Genomic DNA, 15,778 nt, shown 5'->3' with positions numbered 1-15,778 from the left:
CCTTTTCGACATTTCAACTTGCTCGTGCCAAATAAACATAGGTTCTATCAAGTTTATGACCATTTTTTTCTATTCTTGAACTTGGGCATAACTAAATGCTCTGAAAATAGAATCAAAATGAAGGTTGAGCAAGTAAAATGAGACAGGAAGCAATTTTAATTAGAAAAATCAAAGCGGGAGACCAAGATGCATTACCAGAACTCTACAATTTGTATCGCCCATTAATAAACCATGTTAAGCAGCAATATTATGTTCGTTATTATGATGAGCAGGATTGGAACCAGGAAGCCTTGATTGTGTGTCACGAAGCAGCACTAAAATATCAAGAAGGAAAAGGGACATTCGGCAGTTATTATAAAGTTCGTCTGCTTAACCGTGTTCGCTCTGTCTTACGTTATCACATGGCATATCGTAGACGAGCTTCGACACAAGCAATTTCACTGGAAACGGCAATTACCAATGGGCTGAAGCCTGTTCGCCGTCCAGCAGTTTTAGTTTCTTGTGTGCCATTATCTGAAAGCGTAGAGGAAGCCATTAGTAATCTCTCGTTGTTAGAAATATGGACTTTATTAATTATTCTTGGCGTTTATCGGCAAGAAGAAGTAATCAACTATCTAAAAGTAAGTCAGCTTACCTTAGTTCGGGCGCGTTCGCGCTTGGTCAGAAAAATGCGCGCAAGCCTATTAAAATAATATTTTAATAGCTATGGCTTTGGAAATAGGATATAATCTTTAATGTAGAATAATTTTAGGAGGTAGATTAAGATGGCAGAAGAAATAAAGACTGCATTGTTAGATCGTCACATGAAAGAAGTTTTTGACTGGAGTGATTCAGATATTCCAGTTAGAGATGCCCTTTGGGACTACTTCATGGAAAAGAATGGTAGAGATACCATGAAGACGGAAGAAGAAATGCTTCCGTTTCTCGATTATTCTGACGATAAAATCGAATCCTTCGTAAATGAAAATCTTAAGAAGTAAATCCGACTATACAATGTTCTACGCCCAGTGGTCACGCTTTGTTTGACCACTTAAAAGCAGTTGTCCGATGATGGGCAACTGTTTTTGTTTAATTGCATTAAAAGCAGATATCTTGACTAAATGGCTAGTTAATTATTTAATTTTAATTCGTACTTAATTGCGTACATTATCTTTTTTTGTTAAAATACAATAGTTTGGAAGTGAGATTATGGCAGTGAAAAAAGCATCATTAGCCTGCAGCATTTGCGGCTCGCGTAATTACTCAATCACCGCAAGCAAGAATCGCACCCAGCGGCTTGAATTAAAGAAATTCTGTAAGCATTGCGGTAAAATGACGGTGCATAAGGAAACGAGGTAAAGATTAATGATTAAGTTTTTTAAGAGTGTAGGACATGAAATGCGGTTAGTCACTTGGCCAAGTGCTAAGCAAAACCGTCATGATACAGGCATTGTAATTACTACCTCTGTCTTATTCGCTTTATTCCTTGGATTACTGGACTACTTGTTCAGTATTTTGACGCAGATGTTTATGTAAATAGCAATGATTTTCTATTCGTGATATAATGAAATTAATTAAGAAGAACCTCTTACTTGGAGGTTTTTTTGTTTGCCAAATTTAAAAGGAGAATTTATGTAATGGTTGAAACAACTAAAAAGCAATGGTTTGTACTTCACACTTATTCAGGCTATGAAGACAAGGTTAAATCTGACCTCTTATCTCGTGCTCAAAGCATGGGGATGCAAGATTACATTTTTCGGGTAATGGTTCCTGAACAAGAGAAAATCGAGAAAGTTAACGACAAGAAAAAAGAAGTCGAAGAAAAAATCTTTCCTGGTTACGTTTTAGTTGAAATGGTCATGACCGATGAAAGCTGGTTTGTTGTTCGTAATACACCTAATGTAACTGGCTTTGTTGGCTCACATGGTGGTGGTTCCAAGCCTTCGCCGCTATTAGATGAAGAAGTTAACCGCTTATTGCGTCAACAAGGTGAGCCAGCTAAACGGCCACAAATTGACTATGAAGTTGGTGAAACTGTGACAATTATTGACGGCGCCTTTAATGGTGTTGAAGGTAAAATCACGGAAATTCAACCAGATAAGTATAAGTTGTTTGTTTCTGTTGATATGTTTGGCCGGGCAACCACTACAGAACTTGATTACGATCAAGTAAAGAAAATTAGCTAAAATTTCGTCGGATATTGCAAATCTAATTAATCGATGGTACCATATTAAGGTACTTTTATTATTGTGGGAGGAAAAGTAGGTAACTTTTCCATTCTAACCACGCACGGAATCAAGGAGGTTTTGACCGTGGCAAAAAAAGTTATTAACGTTGTCAAATTACAAATACCAGCTGGTGCTGCAACACCCGCACCTCCAGTTGGTCCTGCTTTGGGTCAAGCAGGTATTAACATTGTTGGTTTTACTAAGGACTTCAATGCTAGAACCGCTGACCAAAAAGGCATGATTATTCCTGTAGTCATTACAGTTTACGAAGATCGTTCATTCGAATTCGTTACTAAGACTCCACCAGCTCCAGTACTTCTGAAGCAAGCTGCTAAAATTGACAAGGCTTCTGGTGAACCTAATACCAAGAAAGTTGGTAAAGTAACCAAGGATCAAGTTAAGGAAATCGCTGAAACTAAGATGAAGGACCTTAACGCTGCTGATGTCGAAGCTGCTATGCGGATGATCGAAGGTACTGCTAGAAGCATGGGTATCGAAGTCGAAGACTAATCCTGTTATTTATAACAATTTAGGTGGGAGAGCCATTGGCTCGCTTGACCACATATTAAGGAGGAAATCACATGCCAAAGCATGGTAAAAAATATGTAGAAGCTGCTAAAAAAGTAGATTCAAAGAAATTATATTCAGTTGCTGAAGCAATGAAGCTTGTTAAAGAAACTTCATATGCTGGCTTTGACGCATCAGTTGAAGTTTCTTACAACTTGAGCGTTGATCCTAAGCAAGCTGACCAACAAATCCGTGGCTCAATTGTTTTGCCAAACGGTACTGGTAAGACCCAAAAGGTTATTGTCTTTGCTGAAGGTGCACAAGCTGAAGAAGCTAAGGCTGCCGGTGCTGACGAAGTTGGTTCAGACGAATTAGTTGAAAAAGTTCAAAATGGTTACTTAGACTTTGACGTTGTTGTTGCAACACCAACAATGATGGCTAAAGTTGGTCGTTTGGGTCGTGTATTAGGACCTAAAGGTTTGATGCCAAACCCTAAGACCGGTACTGTTACAATGGACATTGAAAAGGCCGTTAAGAATGTTAAGGCTGGTCAGGTTGAATACCGTGTTGACCGTCAAGCTGCTATTCATGCTGCTATCGGTAAGGTTTCGTTTACTGATGAACAATTAATTGAAAACTTTGATGCACTTCGTGACGTTATTTTACGTGCACGTCCATCAGCAGCTAAGGGTCAATACATTAAGAGTGTTGCAGTTGCTGCAACCTTTGGCCCAGGGATCAAGCTTGATCCATTAAACTTGGACTAATAAATAACAATTAAAGAGCAACTCTGCCGTTTAGGCGAGTTGCTTTTTTTATCGACTTTTTGATGTTTATTATTTATCAATTGCAAAAGATTTGTTAAACTAAAGCATAATCCAATTGTCTAATTGAGGGAATTATCATGCGTAAAAATAATGTGGGCAAATTGCTGGCAATCCTTTTGTTTGTGCCGCTTTTTTTAGTTGGTTGCAGTCAAAACCGCCAAAAAATCACAATCGTAGGCTCAAGTGCTTTGCAGCCGTTAATTGAGCAAGCTGGCAATGACTATCATTTAGCCCATCTTGACAGTAATATTGTTGTCCAAGGTGGTGGCTCTGGTACCGGACTTAGTCAAGTACAAGCGGGGGCCGTCCAGGTTGGTACGTCGGATGTTTTTGCTGAAACGCAAAAGGGAATCGACGAAAAGAAACTGAAGGACTATCAAGTTGCAATCGTTGGGATTGTACCTATTGCTAATAAGGGTGTAGGGGTTAAAAATTTAACTAACCAGCAATTAGCAGATATCTTTACCGGTAAGATTAAAAACTGGCGCCAGGTTGGCGGTAAAAATCTGCCAATCATTGTCATCAACCGTTCTCGTGGTAGTGGTACTAGAACTACCTTTGAAGATTTGATTTTAAAGGGCAAGGATGCCATTAATTCACAAGAACAGGATTCTAACGGTACGGTTAAGAAAATTGTCAATTCGACACCGGGAACCATCTCTTATATTTCCTTCCCGTATGCTAATGATGAAAATATTCAAAAAATTAGCATTAACCATGTACAGCCAGTTAATAAGAACATTCCTACTAACAAATGGCCATTATGGTCATATGAGCATATGTACACTAAAGGAGAGCCTAACAAAGCAACGGCTGCCTTTATTAAATATGTATTGAGCAAAAAGGTCCAAAAAGATTTGGTTCCAAAGATTGGCTATCTTAGTATTCATGAAATGAAAGTTTATCGTGATAGTCAAAATAAAATTACGAAATTAGGTAATTAATATGGCTAAAAAAGAACAAGATTTGCAAGAGGTTGTTGAACAAGCGATTGCTCAGCAAAAAGTTCCTCATGTTAAGATTAAGGGCATTAATCCCCGTAACATCGATATTGCTCGTTTGACTAAGCCGTCCAAAGAAACTAGGCAGGAGCGCTGGGGCAAAGGCTTGACCGCTTTGGCAATCGTCTTAATCGGAGTCTTGATTGTGGCAATTATCGGCTTTGTTGGAATGCATGGTCTTGCCACTTTCTTTACAGATAAAGTAAATATCTTCCACTTTTTATTTTCTTCGGATTGGAATCCTAGTGCCGGTCCTGAGCACGTGGGTGCGGCAGCAATGATTGTTACTTCATTTGCAGTAACTTTACTGGCAGCAATAATTGCGACGCCTTTTGCAATTGCCGTTGCTTTATTTATGACAGAATATGAATCTGGTAAAAAGGCTAACTTTCTTCAGTCCGTGATGGAATTACTAGTTGGAATTCCATCAGTTGTTTATGGCTTTTTGGGATTAACCGTGGTCGTACCAGCTATCCGGACAATTTTTGGTGGAACTGGATTTGGTATTTTAACGGCAACATTAATCTTATTCGTAATGGTTTTACCAACGATTACGTCATTAACTGTTGATGCTTTTAAGGCAGTGCCAAAAGAATTGCGCAAATCATCCGCTGCACTTGGTGCAACCCAATGGCAAACCATTTTTCACGTTGTTTTAAGGGCTGCTCGCGCACGAATTATGACAGCGATTATTTTTGGAATGGCACGGGCCTTCGGTGAAGCTTTAGCAGTTCAAATGGCAATCGGAAATGCCGTGTTAATGCCATATAACCTAGTGAGTCCAGCTGCCACTTTAACCAGTCAGCTGACTAGTCAAATGGGTAATACCGTTATGGGCACTTTACCTAATAATGCTTTGTGGTCACTGGCATTGCTGCTTTTGATTATGTCGTTAGTGTTCAACTTTTTAGTACACTTAATTGGAAAGAAGAGTTAGTGGCATTATGAATTCAAAAAGAAATGATCGGATTGCTACCTGTGTAATTTACTTTTTAGTAGGCATCGTAATCTTGCTTTTGGCCGGTATTATCGGAAATATTTTAATTTCTGGTGTTCCGCACCTATCGTGGCACTTTTTAACTTCCGTTTCTTCATCGTTTGAAGCAGGCGGTGGGATTAGAGACCAATTATTTAATTCACTTTATTTGTTATTGCTGACGCTAATAATTTCTCTTCCCATTGCTTTGGGAGCAGCAATTTACCTGGCCGAATATGCAGCTGATAACTGGTTAACGCAACTAATCAGAACAACAATTGAAATCTTGAGCTCACTGCCTTCAATCGTTGTTGGGTTATTTGGTTATTTACTGTTTGTAGTTCAATTCGGCTTAGGCTTTTCGATTATTGCTGGGGCCTTAGCACTAACTTTTTTCAATTTACCTATTTTAACTAGCAACATTGAAGAAGCCATAAAAGGTGTGCCACAAACGCAGCGTGAAGCTGGCTGGGCACTGGGGTTGTCTAATTGGAAAACAATTCGTGGAGTTGTTCTACCTGCTGCTCTTCCAGGGATCATTACTGGTGTAATTCTTAGTGCTGGTCGTGTCTTCGGTGAAGCGGCTGCCCTAATTTATACGGCAGGTCAAAGTGGCTCAACGGTTGATTATTCTAATTGGAATATGTTCAGTCCAACTAGCTTTTTAAACGTAATGCGTCCTGCTGAAACTCTAGCTGTTCATATTTGGAAAGTTAATACGGAAGGAATTATTCCCGACGTTAATGTTGTTTCAGCCGCTACCTCAGCTTTGCTCGTAATTGTTGTAATTATTTTTAATTTTGGCGCACGGGCTCTTGGTAATTGGCTCTATAATCGGTTAACGGCCGCTAAAATTAAATAAGGGAATTTTTTATGGAAAATTGGCAAACGCAAAAGACTTACATTAAGACTTTTCCTGAAGAAGATTGTGCCGTGTACACAGAGGACTTAAGTGTCTTTTATGGCGGTACAATTCAAAAGTTGTTTGATGTTAGTCTTGGATTTAAGAAAAATACCATTACTGCTTTAATTGGTGCCTCGGGCTCTGGTAAATCAACATTTTTACGTTCTCTGAACCGGATGAATGACCGGGTTGCTCGGGTAGACGGCAAGATTATGTTTCATGATCTTGATGTTAACCAGAAAAAGATTAATGTTTATGAATTACGTAAGGCAATCGGGATGGTTTTCCAAAAACCAAATCCATTCCCAAAATCAATCCGGGAGAATATTGTTTACGCGTTAAAAGCAAATGGCCAACAGGACAAGCAAAAGTTAGACCAGATAGTTGAAGAAAGTTTGCGGGCTGCTGCTTTATGGGACGAAGTTAAAGACAAATTGGATAAAAGTGCCTTAGCTTTGTCAGGTGGACAGCAGCAGCGACTTTGTATCGCCCGTGCAATTGCGTTAAAACCAGAAATTTTGCTTTTAGATGAGCCAGCAAGTGCGCTTGATCCGGTCTCAACTGCTAAGCTTGAAGATACGTTAAAGCAGTTGCGGAAAAAATACACAATGGTGATGGTTACGCATAATATGCAGCAAGCTTCTAGAATTAGTGAGTATACCGCGTTTTTCCATTTGGGACATGCACTGGAATACGATACGACTACTAACATTTTCACTAATCCGCAAGGCGAGATCACTGAGAAGTATATTCAGGGTAGTTTTGGCTAAAGGAGCGGTAAAATGACAAATATCATGGAAGCCGAGAACGTTAAATTAAGTTACGGCGATTTTGAAGCATTGCACGGAATTACGCTTGCTTTTCCAACTAAGAAACTGACGGCACTGATAGGCCCATCGGGTTGTGGTAAGTCAACTTTTTTACGGTGCTTGAACCGGATGAATGATGATATTGAAAATATTAAGATCACTGGCAAAATTTTGCTGGAAGGGCAAGATATTTATCGAACTCATTTGGATTTAGTGGCTTTAAGAAAAAAAGTAGGCATGGTTTTTCAACAACCAACACCGTTTCCGTTTTCGGTGTTTGATAATGTTGCTTATGGCTTGCGTGTCGCTGGCGTCAAAGACAAAGAGCTGATTGAACAGCGAGTAGAAGAAAGCTTGAAACAAGCAGCCATTTGGGAGGAAACCAAAGATAGCTTGCAACGAAATGCTCTTGCATTTTCTGGTGGACAGCAGCAGCGAATCTGTATTGCGCGCGCTTTAGCGGTAAGACCAGAAGTGGTTTTACTCGATGAGCCTACTTCGGCACTAGACCCAATTTCTAGCTCAGAAATTGAGGAAACCTTGATGGGGTTAAAGAAAAAATATACCTTTATCATGGTTACGCACAATTTGCAGCAAGCCAGTCGGGTATCTGATCAAGTTGCTTTTTTAATGAATGGTGAATTGATTGAATCTGGTACAACTGAGCAAATGTTCCTGGCCCCAGAAAAGGAAATAACTAGTAATTATCTTAACGGCCGTTTTGGCTAATTATGGAGGTGGATTATGCACGAAATATTTTTAGACGAACTGAAAAAGCTAAACACGCAATTTATGGAAATGGGTGTCCAAGTTAATGATTTAATTGACCAGGGAACCCGGTCATTCGTCGATCACGATAAAAAGATGGCGCAGGAAATGATTGAAGAAGATAAGGTTGTAGCCAAAGAAGCAATTAAGATTGAGAAAAAAGCACTCGACTTAATGGCATTGCAACAACCTGTCGCTACAGATTTTCGGGTTGTAATTAGTATTTTAAAGGCTACAACTGATTTGGAAAGAATCGGTGAAAATGCCAATAGCATTGCGGTTGAAACTGTTCGCGTTAAAGGAAACCCGCGAATTTCCGAAGTTGAAAAACTCATTTCTGGCATGACTCATCAAGTTCGGACAATGTTAATTCAAGTTTTGACCGCCTATGTTCAAGATGATGAAAAGACTGCTCGGTCAATGCTTAATGGACATGAAGATGTTTACCAAGATTACCGCAAAGCCCGGCAAATGATTATTGATGGTGTTGAGCAAGATCCAAATGTTGCCGTTGCCTCAGCCAGTTACTTTGTCATTATTAGATTGTTAGAGCGGATTAGCGATCACATTGTCAACTTAGCAAGTTGGGTAATTTACAAATCATCCGGTGAACTTTTTGAACTAATTAGTGCTGATAAGAAAAAAACACAAGTGAAAAAAAAAGCAAAAACTGCTAAGGCTAAAGAAACGACTAAGAAAAATAGCAAGACTAAAAATAAATAATTGTCTTGCAATTAAATATTAATCCTGTTATAGTTATTAAAGTAAATTCTACCTAAGACTCGGGTGGCACAACGCCTTAATTTCCCGCCGAGGCCGGAAGATAATGAAGATTTTAATGCTCCATGTCTTGCTTGGCATGGAGTTTTTTTAAGGCCTTATGGAATTTATTAATGAATTTTATGGAGGTGAATTCGATTGAGTAAAGCTGCTATTGCTGAAAAAGAAAAGTTTGTTGACGCATTTGCTGAAGAACTTAAATCTGCAAAAGCTATCTTAGTAATTAATTACCTTGGTTTGACTGTTGAAGAAGTTACTAACATGCGTAAGGAACTTCGTGAAAACGACGTTAAGATGAAGGTTGTTAAGAACACATACTTAAGACGTGCTGCTGCTAAGGCTGGCATTGAAGGTCTTGATGACGCTTTTGTTGGCCCTACTGCTGTTGTTTATACTGATAATGCTGATGATATCACAGAACCAGCTCGTATTGTTTCAAAATATGAAGATGATTTTGATGTAATCGACATTAAGGGTGGTATGCTAGAAGGCAAGTTGACTTCTAAAGAAGACATTAAGTCTCTTGCTGCTATTCCTGGACGCGAAGGTTTGCTATCAATGCTTGTTTCTGTATTACAAGCTCCTGTACGCAACGTCGCATACGCTGTTAAAGCTGTTGTTGATTCAAAAGATGAATCTGCTGAATAAAATATAGTAATTTATATCTAATAAAAATATTTCGGAGGATATATAAATATGGCTTTAGATACTGAAAAGATTATTGAAGACTTAAAGAATGCTTCAATTCTTGAATTAAATGACCTTGTAAAGGCTATTGAAGACGAATTTGGCGTTTCTGCTGCTGCTCCAGTTGCTGCTGCAGGTGCTGCTGGTGGTGACGCAGCTGCTAAGTCAAGCTACGATGTAGAATTGACTGAAGCTGGTCAAGAAAAGGTTAAGGTTATTAAGGTTGTCCGTGACATCACTGGACTTGGCCTTAAGGACTCAAAAGATCTTGTTGATGGCGCTCCTAAGAACGTTAAGGAAGGCGTTTCTGAAGACGAAGCTAACGACATTAAATCTAAGCTTGAAGAAGTTGGCGCTACTGTAACCTTGAAATAGTTACGGTCCAACTGGACAAGCTAAATAAAAAGACGCGTATCTGCGAATTGCAGATGCGCGTTTTTTGTATTAATAATTATTATTAAAATAGTCTGGACGTAAATCAGATGCATTAATCCAACATTCTCTTCTATTTGGTAACTTAACTAATCAAGTCTTTCGCCAAGCTTTATCAGGATAATAAAATTGGTCTCTTGTCATTGAAGATAGCAGATTGATTATTGCTTTTCTCTTTTTTCTTTGCCATACCCAGTATCTAAGGTAATATTCTTGTCCACCTCCAATTGTATTAGCTATTAGCACTAGTCCTTTTTTTAATTTTTTTAAATAATTTGTTGTTATCATAGGTTGTATTATGATCAATAATAAAGCCGATAAAAAATAAGAACTAGCACAATTAGTACAAGTAAAATGATGTGAAGTAATAAATCTATATTTATGTATATATGTATATCATCAATAGTTGTTTTCATCCTAATATTTCTCCTTAAACGGTATTTATTTAAAAGTGTTTAACTAATGTTTATAAATAACTATAAATAATAGAGCAAATAAATCAATTTGAGTAACAGGCAAAATTACGTTTTTTATTTACATAGCTACAATTACTATTGGTCATGCTTTATAATGTAAGTAATTTAGATAAATAGAAAGCGTAAACAAATGAAAAAAGGATTTTGGCTACTATTATTAACAGCAATTACGACGTTTGAGTTTGGTACGGCTAACTCTGTAAATGCCGCAACAAATGAGCCTCAGGCGCCAAAAACGCAAGTAGTTGCTAATAAAACGCAAAAAAACCAAGCTAATTTAAGTTCAAAGTCATCTAAAACTTTAGAAGGCTGGGTAACGGAAAATGGTGCAACATCTTATTATCAAGATGGCAAAAAGGTAACTGGACAAATTAAAATCGGTAATTCATATTATTTGTTCGATAAAAACGGTCAGCGGTTGAGTGGTGTAAGAAAGACACCACATAAAGCAAGTTACAGTTATTATTTAGATGATGGCAAAAGAAGCGAGACGTCTATTGCAACACCTAAAACCCAATATTTGATTAAAAACGGCAAAATTATTGGTGTAAAAAACAAGACAGCTGCGATATCGCAGAGACCACAATTACCAACTGGGTGTGAAATGACTGCTGTTACAATGATGCTTAATTTTGCAGGTGTTCCCGTTTCGAAAACTGAGGTCGCTAATGTAACACCGAGAAGCAGTAATCCAAATAAAGGGTTTATCGGCTCACCATATAAAAAATATCCAGCAGGATATTGGGTAGCGCCTAATGGTATTAAAGGAGTTGTTAAAAAATATCTTGGAACGGCAAATGTAATGACTGGGACAAGTTTAACAGCAATAAAGAATAAGCTTTTGTGCTCACATTTAGTCGTCGTTTGGGTTAGTGGCATTGATGGTTTTTCCAATCACGCATTAACATTAACTGGATATTATAAGAAACGACTTTATTACAATGATCCATGGACTGGAAAAAAAGCATCAATTAATACAAGTAATTTTATTAAACATTGGCGTGGTGATGGTTATCGGGCATTAAGTTATTAAAACCATAGCTTATAAATACTTAATTTATGATATGATAGGTTTTGGAAAATGTTAGAGTAATGAAATAAAAAGAGGAAAAAATGAAAAATAAAAGACGTATTTTTGCCAGCCTAGCCGCCATTTTTTTAGTAGCAAACTTGACTACAAGTACTGTGATGGCGGCGGATATTGAAAATGCCAATGATCAGCCGTCCGCAACGCAGTCAAACAATAATCAGGAAACTAACAAAGAGACTGAGTTTAAGCAGTTAGCAACTAAGTATAAGTGGACTGCCGGTGACAACATCACTGATCAGGTTATGCTAAATACACCAGAAAAAAGAACGGTTTATTTACAAAAATGGAACGGCAAAAAATACGTTAATTGCCAAACTTTTACAACTGATGAAACCGGTAGTTTTAAGTTAACTTTTCCTTCTAACTGGTATCGTAAATTGAAGACAACTTGGCGTTTATATGCTCCTGCAACAAATGATGCAACTGCAGCGACAAGTGATAAAATTACGATTTCGACAGTTCGCCGTTATCAAATTCCAGCTAAATATCGCCAATTGCATATGAAAGATCTCCACATTAAAGGCTTTTACTCAAGTCCCCTTGATAAAAGCCTCAATTATGCTTCAACTAGAGAGGATTACGTAAAGGCATTTATTAAGCGCGGATATCAGTATAAGAAGGCGAAAACTGCGTGGGTTAATTTCACGACTAAACAGCCAGGTACTTCCGTTGATTGCTCTGGATTGGTTATGCAATGCATGTACGCAACCGGAATTGATCCGTCGCCAGCTAATCCGCGGTGGCATGCAACACATGAATGGGGTTGCCGTTCCTTCGTTAAAAGCAAGACTTTGCAAACAGTGAGTTTAAAGCACTTAAAACGTGGAGATTTGATTTTCTACGGTCGGCCAAAGCCAGCTTGCTATCATATCGGGATTTACCTTGGTAAAAATAAAGTTCTTCATTCTTGGCCAGGGGCTGGGGTAACGGTTTGGCCAGCTAACTTTAAACGGTATTACTATGCTAAACGGGTTTTCCCAATAACTAAAACCGTTAGTGTTCATGAAAAAAATTAAAAAATTAGCTAGTTTGCTTAGGCGTAGAACCATAAGTCAACTAGTTTTTTTATTATTGATCAAGTAAACCTGTTTGCAAAAAGCGTTGTGTTCGCTAAAATTATCTAGAACAGACTGTTTTAGGAAATGAGAAAATTATGACTGAGCAAAAAAATCAAATGTATTATGCGGCTAATCCAACTACGGAGCATGATGAACACGTAGTTGACTATCATGTTGCTGGAATAGACCTAAAATTCACAACTGATGCAGGTGTTTTTTCAAAAATGCGGGTTGACTATGGTTCAGGCGTTTTAATTAAGCAGATGGCCCAAGTTTCTTTTCCCGCCAAAGGAATTTTAGATGTCGGAGCAGGTTATGGTCCCTTGGGTCTTTTTGCTGCGAAATTTTGGCCAGAGCAAACCGTGGAGATGACCGATGTCAATGAGCGCGGTTTGGCGCTAGCAAAGAGAAATGCCACCATGAATCAAATAAGCAATGTGGCAATTTATCAGTCTAATGTTTATGAGAAGATAGCAGATGACAAAAAATTTGGGCTAATTGTGACTAATCCACCAATTCGTGCTGGTAAAAGTGTTGTTACCAGTATCTTATCGGGTGCTAAAAATCACCTGGTTAAAGATGGCAAAATTCTTGTTGTCATCCAAAAAAAGCAGGGTGAGCCAAGCGCACGTGAGCTTTTAAAAGCTACTTTTGGCAATTGCACTATCTTAGACCGGGACAAGGGTTACTATATTTTGCAGGCGGTGAATAATTAATGTCTTTTTCGAGTGAAGAAAAGAAAAAGTACATGCAATTAGCCTTTGAGCAGGCGAATAAAGCGCAAGAAAAAGGTGAAGTTCCGATTGGTGCAATTTTGGTGGATCCAGATGGTCGAGTTATTGGTAGAGGGTATAATCGGCGCGAACTCGATCAAGATGCTACGCAACATGCCGAAATGATGGCAATTAGACAGGGATGCACTGAGCTAAATACTTGGCGATTAATCGATTGTAGCTTGTTTGTCACGCTCGAACCGTGCCCAATGTGTGCTGGAGCAATTATCAATTCCAGAATAAAAAACGTCTACTTTGGCGCCTTGGATCCCAAAGCTGGTGCGGCAGGCAGTGTGGTTGACTTGTTTAGCGTCAGTAAATTTAATCATCATCCCCAGGTTATTCGCGGCTTGTACCGCGAAGAAGCTAGTCAAATATTAAAGGATTTTTTCCGGGCAATTCGTCGTAAACAAAAATTAGCCAAAAAAGCTTTAAAAAATGAGCAGGAAATCGGAAAAGATTCCGCAAATTAGTGGAAAAATTTTGCAAAATAAGTTAGTATATCTATTGGGCAATGTTTGACCTCTGAAGCGTGTCAGGACCGGAAGGTAGCAGCACTAAGGTCGCTCAGGCATGTGCCTTTTATTAGACATTTACAAACTCTTAACTCTTTCGAAGAGTTAAGAGTTTTTTACTAGGAAAGAAATATTAATGGCTTATCAAGCGTTATACCGCAAATGGCGGCCGCGCACTTTTGACAGTGTTGTCGGCCAGGAAGATATTACCAATACTTTAAAAAATGCGATTAAGCGCGGCACTATTTCTCATGCTTTTCTTTTTGCAGGTCCGCGTGGTACCGGTAAGACATCTTGTGCTAAAATTTTTGCCAAGGCCTTAAACTGCACCAACTTGCAGGATGGCGAACCATGCAATCAGTGCGCAAATTGTCTTGCTGCCGATAAGGGTGCAATGTCAGATATTATGGAAATTGATGCTGCTTCTAATAATGGTGTCGATGAGATCCGGGAGATTCGTGATAAGGTCAAATATGCACCCACGCAGGGTAAATACAAAGTTTACATTATTGACGAGGTACATATGCTCTCGATGGGTGCCTTTAACGCTTTACTGAAGACGCTTGAAGAACCGCCAGAGCATGTGGTCTTTATCTTGGCAACTACCGAATTGCAAAAGGTGCCAGCGACGATTATTTCGCGAACACAACGTTATAATTTTAAACGTATTTCGCAGACTGACCTTGAGAAGCGAATGAAGTATATTCTAGATCAAGAAAAAATCAGCTATGACGACAAGGCGATTGCGGTCATTGCGCAAGTTGCCGATGGCGGAATGCGTGATGCGTTAAGCATCCTTGATCAACTGTTAAGTTATGAAAAAGATAAGGTCGAATACGATGCTGCGCTTGAAATAACTGGCTTTGCGGCCAAAGAAAAAATTGAGCAAATATTATTGGCGATTTTGGATAGAGACGCTGGCCAAGCCTTAACTTTGGCGCAGGCGGAGCTTAAAAATGGCGCTAGTTCAAAAAATATTTTGGATGAATTAATTGATATGGCAACGGCAGCTTTAATGATCGTTAAAGCTGGCAGTGACAATCAAAGCAATTTTCTAACAGAAGATTTTATTGCTAAAATTAAGGACGTGCCTGATCAGCGTTACTTCCAATTAATTGCTTCTGCCAATACCGCTTTGAATGATTTGCGGTATACTAACCAGCAGCAGATTCCGTTAGAGGTCTTTTTGGTTGAAAGTACGGATAGCCAGCAATTAAGTGTGCCAACTATTCAGGAAACTGAACCGGCTTCAGCATCTAATGATAATAAGCAAGCTAAAAACGGTTCTGACTTACAGGCCGAAGTTACGGCTTTAAAGAAGCAAATCGTTAGTTTAACGGAAAAGGTTACTCGTTTAGGTAAAAAACAAACAAGTAATAGTGACCGCATTTTTCATCTTGATAACGCAGTTTCTGGTGGCAAGATTGCTAAAGCTACGCAAGAAACTGCTAAAACTAAAAAGAAACCTAAGAAAGTCAGAAATAATAAGCATGCTGATGAACAAAATCGCAAACAGGTTTATCATGTGCTTGAAAATGCCACCAAGAAGGATTTACAGGCAATTAAAGATGTTTGGCCTGATTTACAGTCAGTTTTAGCTGTTTCGCAACGGGCATTGCTAGACGTTTTAGAACCAGTTGCTGCCAGTTCCGATCAGGTTGTAATGAAGTGTAAATATGCTTTGTGGTTTGAAAAAGCTAGTTCTGATGAGGATTTATTAGGTATACTGACGGATCAGATTGCTAAATTTACCAAGCGTGACTACCAAATTGTTTTGGTACCAGATAGCGATTGGTTTACGGTTCGCAAAGAATTTTTGCAAACACACCGTGAAGAAATGTTAAAGCGTAAACAGGACTCTAGTGCTGACAACCCAGCAGACGACAAGGAAAACGAGGTTGTTAAGAAAGCGAAAGACCTATTTGGTGATACAGTAAACGTAAAGGATTAAAATAAAGAGGAGAAAAC

20 protein-coding genes, 1 other RNA gene and 1 other annotated feature are annotated in these 15,778 nt (G+C 38.7%); all 21 genes read left to right on the top strand.

Annotation, left to right across the window (positions count from 1 at the left end; all coding sequences use genetic code 11):
- Positions 1–137 precede the first annotated feature (137 nt).
- The 21 genes from J3U73_RS04640 to dnaX all read left to right on the top strand — a co-directional run bounded on the left by J3U73_RS04640 (position 138) and on the right by dnaX (position 15,761).
- Positions 138–692, top strand: coding sequence for an RNA polymerase sigma factor (locus J3U73_RS04640; RefSeq protein ID WP_103752446.1), 555 nt, complete (start codon positions 138–140; stop codon positions 690–692).
- A 72-nt stretch (positions 693–764) separates the two neighbouring features.
- Positions 765–980: a hypothetical protein gene (locus J3U73_RS04635; RefSeq protein WP_103752447.1), complete on the top strand. Its 216-nt coding sequence runs from the start codon at positions 765–767 to the stop codon at positions 978–980.
- A gap of 208 nt (positions 981–1,188) precedes the next feature.
- Complete coding sequence (gene rpmG / locus J3U73_RS04630; RefSeq protein WP_103752448.1) at positions 1,189–1,338, top strand: 50S ribosomal protein L33; 150 nt, start codon at positions 1,189–1,191, stop codon at positions 1,336–1,338.
- Between the two features lie 6 nt (positions 1,339–1,344).
- A complete protein-coding gene (gene secE, locus J3U73_RS04625) occupies positions 1,345–1,515 on the top strand; it encodes a preprotein translocase subunit SecE (protein ID WP_103752449.1) in 171 nt (56 codons plus the stop codon).
- A gap of 101 nt (positions 1,516–1,616) precedes the next feature.
- Complete coding sequence (gene nusG, locus J3U73_RS04620) at positions 1,617–2,165, top strand: transcription termination/antitermination protein NusG (protein ID WP_103752450.1); 549 nt, start codon at positions 1,617–1,619, stop codon at positions 2,163–2,165.
- 126 nt (positions 2,166–2,291) lie between these two features.
- Positions 2,292–2,717 carry a 50S ribosomal protein L11 gene (gene rplK / locus J3U73_RS04615; RefSeq protein ID WP_034980336.1) on the top strand — a complete coding sequence of 142 codons (426 nt, stop codon included), beginning with the start codon at positions 2,292–2,294 and terminating at the stop codon, positions 2,715–2,717.
- A gap of 71 nt (positions 2,718–2,788) precedes the next feature.
- Positions 2,789–3,481 carry a 50S ribosomal protein L1 gene (rplA, locus tag J3U73_RS04610; protein WP_103752451.1) on the top strand — a complete coding sequence of 231 codons (693 nt, stop codon included), beginning with the start codon at positions 2,789–2,791 and terminating at the stop codon, positions 3,479–3,481.
- A 137-nt stretch (positions 3,482–3,618) separates the two neighbouring features.
- Entirely contained in the window at positions 3,619–4,485 is an 867-nt protein-coding gene (locus tag J3U73_RS04605; protein WP_103752452.1) for a phosphate ABC transporter substrate-binding protein, read from the top strand.
- 1 nt (position 4,486) lies between these two features.
- Positions 4,487–5,479, top strand: coding sequence for a phosphate ABC transporter permease subunit PstC (gene pstC / locus J3U73_RS04600; protein ID WP_103752453.1), 993 nt, complete (start codon positions 4,487–4,489; stop codon positions 5,477–5,479).
- A gap of 7 nt (positions 5,480–5,486) precedes the next feature.
- Positions 5,487–6,380, top strand: coding sequence for a phosphate ABC transporter permease PstA (gene pstA, locus J3U73_RS04595; RefSeq protein ID WP_103752454.1), 894 nt, complete (start codon positions 5,487–5,489; stop codon positions 6,378–6,380).
- Positions 6,381–6,391: 11 nt separating this feature from the next.
- Entirely contained in the window at positions 6,392–7,192 is an 801-nt protein-coding gene (gene pstB / locus J3U73_RS04590; RefSeq protein ID WP_103752455.1) for a phosphate ABC transporter ATP-binding protein PstB, read from the top strand.
- A 12-nt stretch (positions 7,193–7,204) separates the two neighbouring features.
- Positions 7,205–7,960, top strand: coding sequence for a phosphate ABC transporter ATP-binding protein PstB (gene pstB / locus J3U73_RS04585; RefSeq protein WP_103752456.1), 756 nt, complete (start codon positions 7,205–7,207; stop codon positions 7,958–7,960).
- A gap of 15 nt (positions 7,961–7,975) precedes the next feature.
- Complete coding sequence (phoU, locus tag J3U73_RS04580; RefSeq protein ID WP_267392280.1) at positions 7,976–8,722, top strand: phosphate signaling complex protein PhoU; 747 nt, start codon at positions 7,976–7,978, stop codon at positions 8,720–8,722.
- Between the two features lie 33 nt (positions 8,723–8,755).
- Positions 8,756–8,880: a sequence feature (ribosomal protein L10 leader region), on the top strand.
- Between the two features lie 37 nt (positions 8,881–8,917).
- Positions 8,918–9,427: a 50S ribosomal protein L10 gene (rplJ, locus tag J3U73_RS04575; protein ID WP_267409730.1), complete on the top strand. Its 510-nt coding sequence runs from the start codon at positions 8,918–8,920 to the stop codon at positions 9,425–9,427.
- Between the two features lie 48 nt (positions 9,428–9,475).
- Complete coding sequence (gene rplL, locus J3U73_RS04570) at positions 9,476–9,841, top strand: 50S ribosomal protein L7/L12 (RefSeq protein WP_220268316.1); 366 nt, start codon at positions 9,476–9,478, stop codon at positions 9,839–9,841.
- A gap of 663 nt (positions 9,842–10,504) precedes the next feature.
- Positions 10,505–11,407: a C39 family peptidase gene (locus J3U73_RS04565; RefSeq protein ID WP_267409729.1), complete on the top strand. Its 903-nt coding sequence runs from the start codon at positions 10,505–10,507 to the stop codon at positions 11,405–11,407.
- A gap of 80 nt (positions 11,408–11,487) precedes the next feature.
- Positions 11,488–12,480: a C40 family peptidase gene (locus J3U73_RS04560; RefSeq protein WP_267409728.1), complete on the top strand. Its 993-nt coding sequence runs from the start codon at positions 11,488–11,490 to the stop codon at positions 12,478–12,480.
- 137 nt (positions 12,481–12,617) lie between these two features.
- A complete protein-coding gene (locus J3U73_RS04555; RefSeq protein WP_267409727.1) occupies positions 12,618–13,238 on the top strand; it encodes a class I SAM-dependent methyltransferase in 621 nt (206 codons plus the stop codon).
- Positions 13,238–13,768: a tRNA adenosine(34) deaminase TadA gene (tadA, locus tag J3U73_RS04550; protein WP_267409726.1), complete on the top strand. Its 531-nt coding sequence runs from the start codon at positions 13,238–13,240 to the stop codon at positions 13,766–13,768. The genes J3U73_RS04555 and tadA overlap by 1 nt, the downstream gene beginning before the upstream one ends.
- A 25-nt stretch (positions 13,769–13,793) precedes the next feature.
- Positions 13,794–13,893, top strand: an RNA gene (gene ffs, locus J3U73_RS04545) — signal recognition particle sRNA small type.
- A 53-nt stretch (positions 13,894–13,946) separates the two neighbouring features.
- Positions 13,947–15,761 carry a DNA polymerase III subunit gamma/tau gene (gene dnaX / locus J3U73_RS04540; protein ID WP_267409725.1) on the top strand — a complete coding sequence of 605 codons (1,815 nt, stop codon included), beginning with the start codon at positions 13,947–13,949 and terminating at the stop codon, positions 15,759–15,761.
- Positions 15,762–15,778 lie beyond the last annotated feature (17 nt).

The sequence above is a fragment of the Lactobacillus sp. B4005 genome (genome assembly GCF_026536045.1).
Lineage (GTDB): Bacteria > Bacillota > Bacilli > Lactobacillales > Lactobacillaceae > Lactobacillus > Lactobacillus panisapium.
This window is presented reverse-complemented; position numbering and strand designations above follow the sequence as displayed.

Bases quoted from the DNA above. Each gene is read 5' to 3' on its own strand.
- J3U73_RS04640 (WP_103752446.1), top strand. From the start codon at position 138: ATGAGACAGGAAGCAATTTTAATTAGAAAAATCAAAGCGGGAGACCAA.
- J3U73_RS04635 (WP_103752447.1), top strand. From the start codon at position 765: ATGGCAGAAGAAATAAAGACTGCATTGTTAGATCGTCACATGAAAGAA.
- rpmG (WP_103752448.1), top strand. From the start codon at position 1,189: ATGGCAGTGAAAAAAGCATCATTAGCCTGCAGCATTTGCGGCTCGCGT.
- secE (WP_103752449.1), top strand. From the start codon at position 1,345: ATGATTAAGTTTTTTAAGAGTGTAGGACATGAAATGCGGTTAGTCACT.
- nusG (WP_103752450.1), top strand. From the start codon at position 1,617: ATGGTTGAAACAACTAAAAAGCAATGGTTTGTACTTCACACTTATTCA.
- rplA (WP_103752451.1), top strand. From the start codon at position 2,789: ATGCCAAAGCATGGTAAAAAATATGTAGAAGCTGCTAAAAAAGTAGAT.
- J3U73_RS04605 (WP_103752452.1), top strand. From the start codon at position 3,619: ATGCGTAAAAATAATGTGGGCAAATTGCTGGCAATCCTTTTGTTTGTG.
- pstC (WP_103752453.1), top strand. From the start codon at position 4,487: ATGGCTAAAAAAGAACAAGATTTGCAAGAGGTTGTTGAACAAGCGATT.
- pstA (WP_103752454.1), top strand. From the start codon at position 5,487: ATGAATTCAAAAAGAAATGATCGGATTGCTACCTGTGTAATTTACTTT.
- pstB (WP_103752455.1), top strand. From the start codon at position 6,392: ATGGAAAATTGGCAAACGCAAAAGACTTACATTAAGACTTTTCCTGAA.
- pstB (WP_103752456.1), top strand. From the start codon at position 7,205: ATGACAAATATCATGGAAGCCGAGAACGTTAAATTAAGTTACGGCGAT.
- phoU (WP_267392280.1), top strand. From the start codon at position 7,976: ATGCACGAAATATTTTTAGACGAACTGAAAAAGCTAAACACGCAATTT.
- rplL (WP_220268316.1), top strand. From the start codon at position 9,476: ATGGCTTTAGATACTGAAAAGATTATTGAAGACTTAAAGAATGCTTCA.
- J3U73_RS04565 (WP_267409729.1), top strand. From the start codon at position 10,505: ATGAAAAAAGGATTTTGGCTACTATTATTAACAGCAATTACGACGTTT.
- J3U73_RS04560 (WP_267409728.1), top strand. From the start codon at position 11,488: ATGAAAAATAAAAGACGTATTTTTGCCAGCCTAGCCGCCATTTTTTTA.
- J3U73_RS04555 (WP_267409727.1), top strand. From the start codon at position 12,618: ATGACTGAGCAAAAAAATCAAATGTATTATGCGGCTAATCCAACTACG.
- tadA (WP_267409726.1), top strand. From the start codon at position 13,238: ATGTCTTTTTCGAGTGAAGAAAAGAAAAAGTACATGCAATTAGCCTTT.
- dnaX (WP_267409725.1), top strand. From the start codon at position 13,947: ATGGCTTATCAAGCGTTATACCGCAAATGGCGGCCGCGCACTTTTGAC.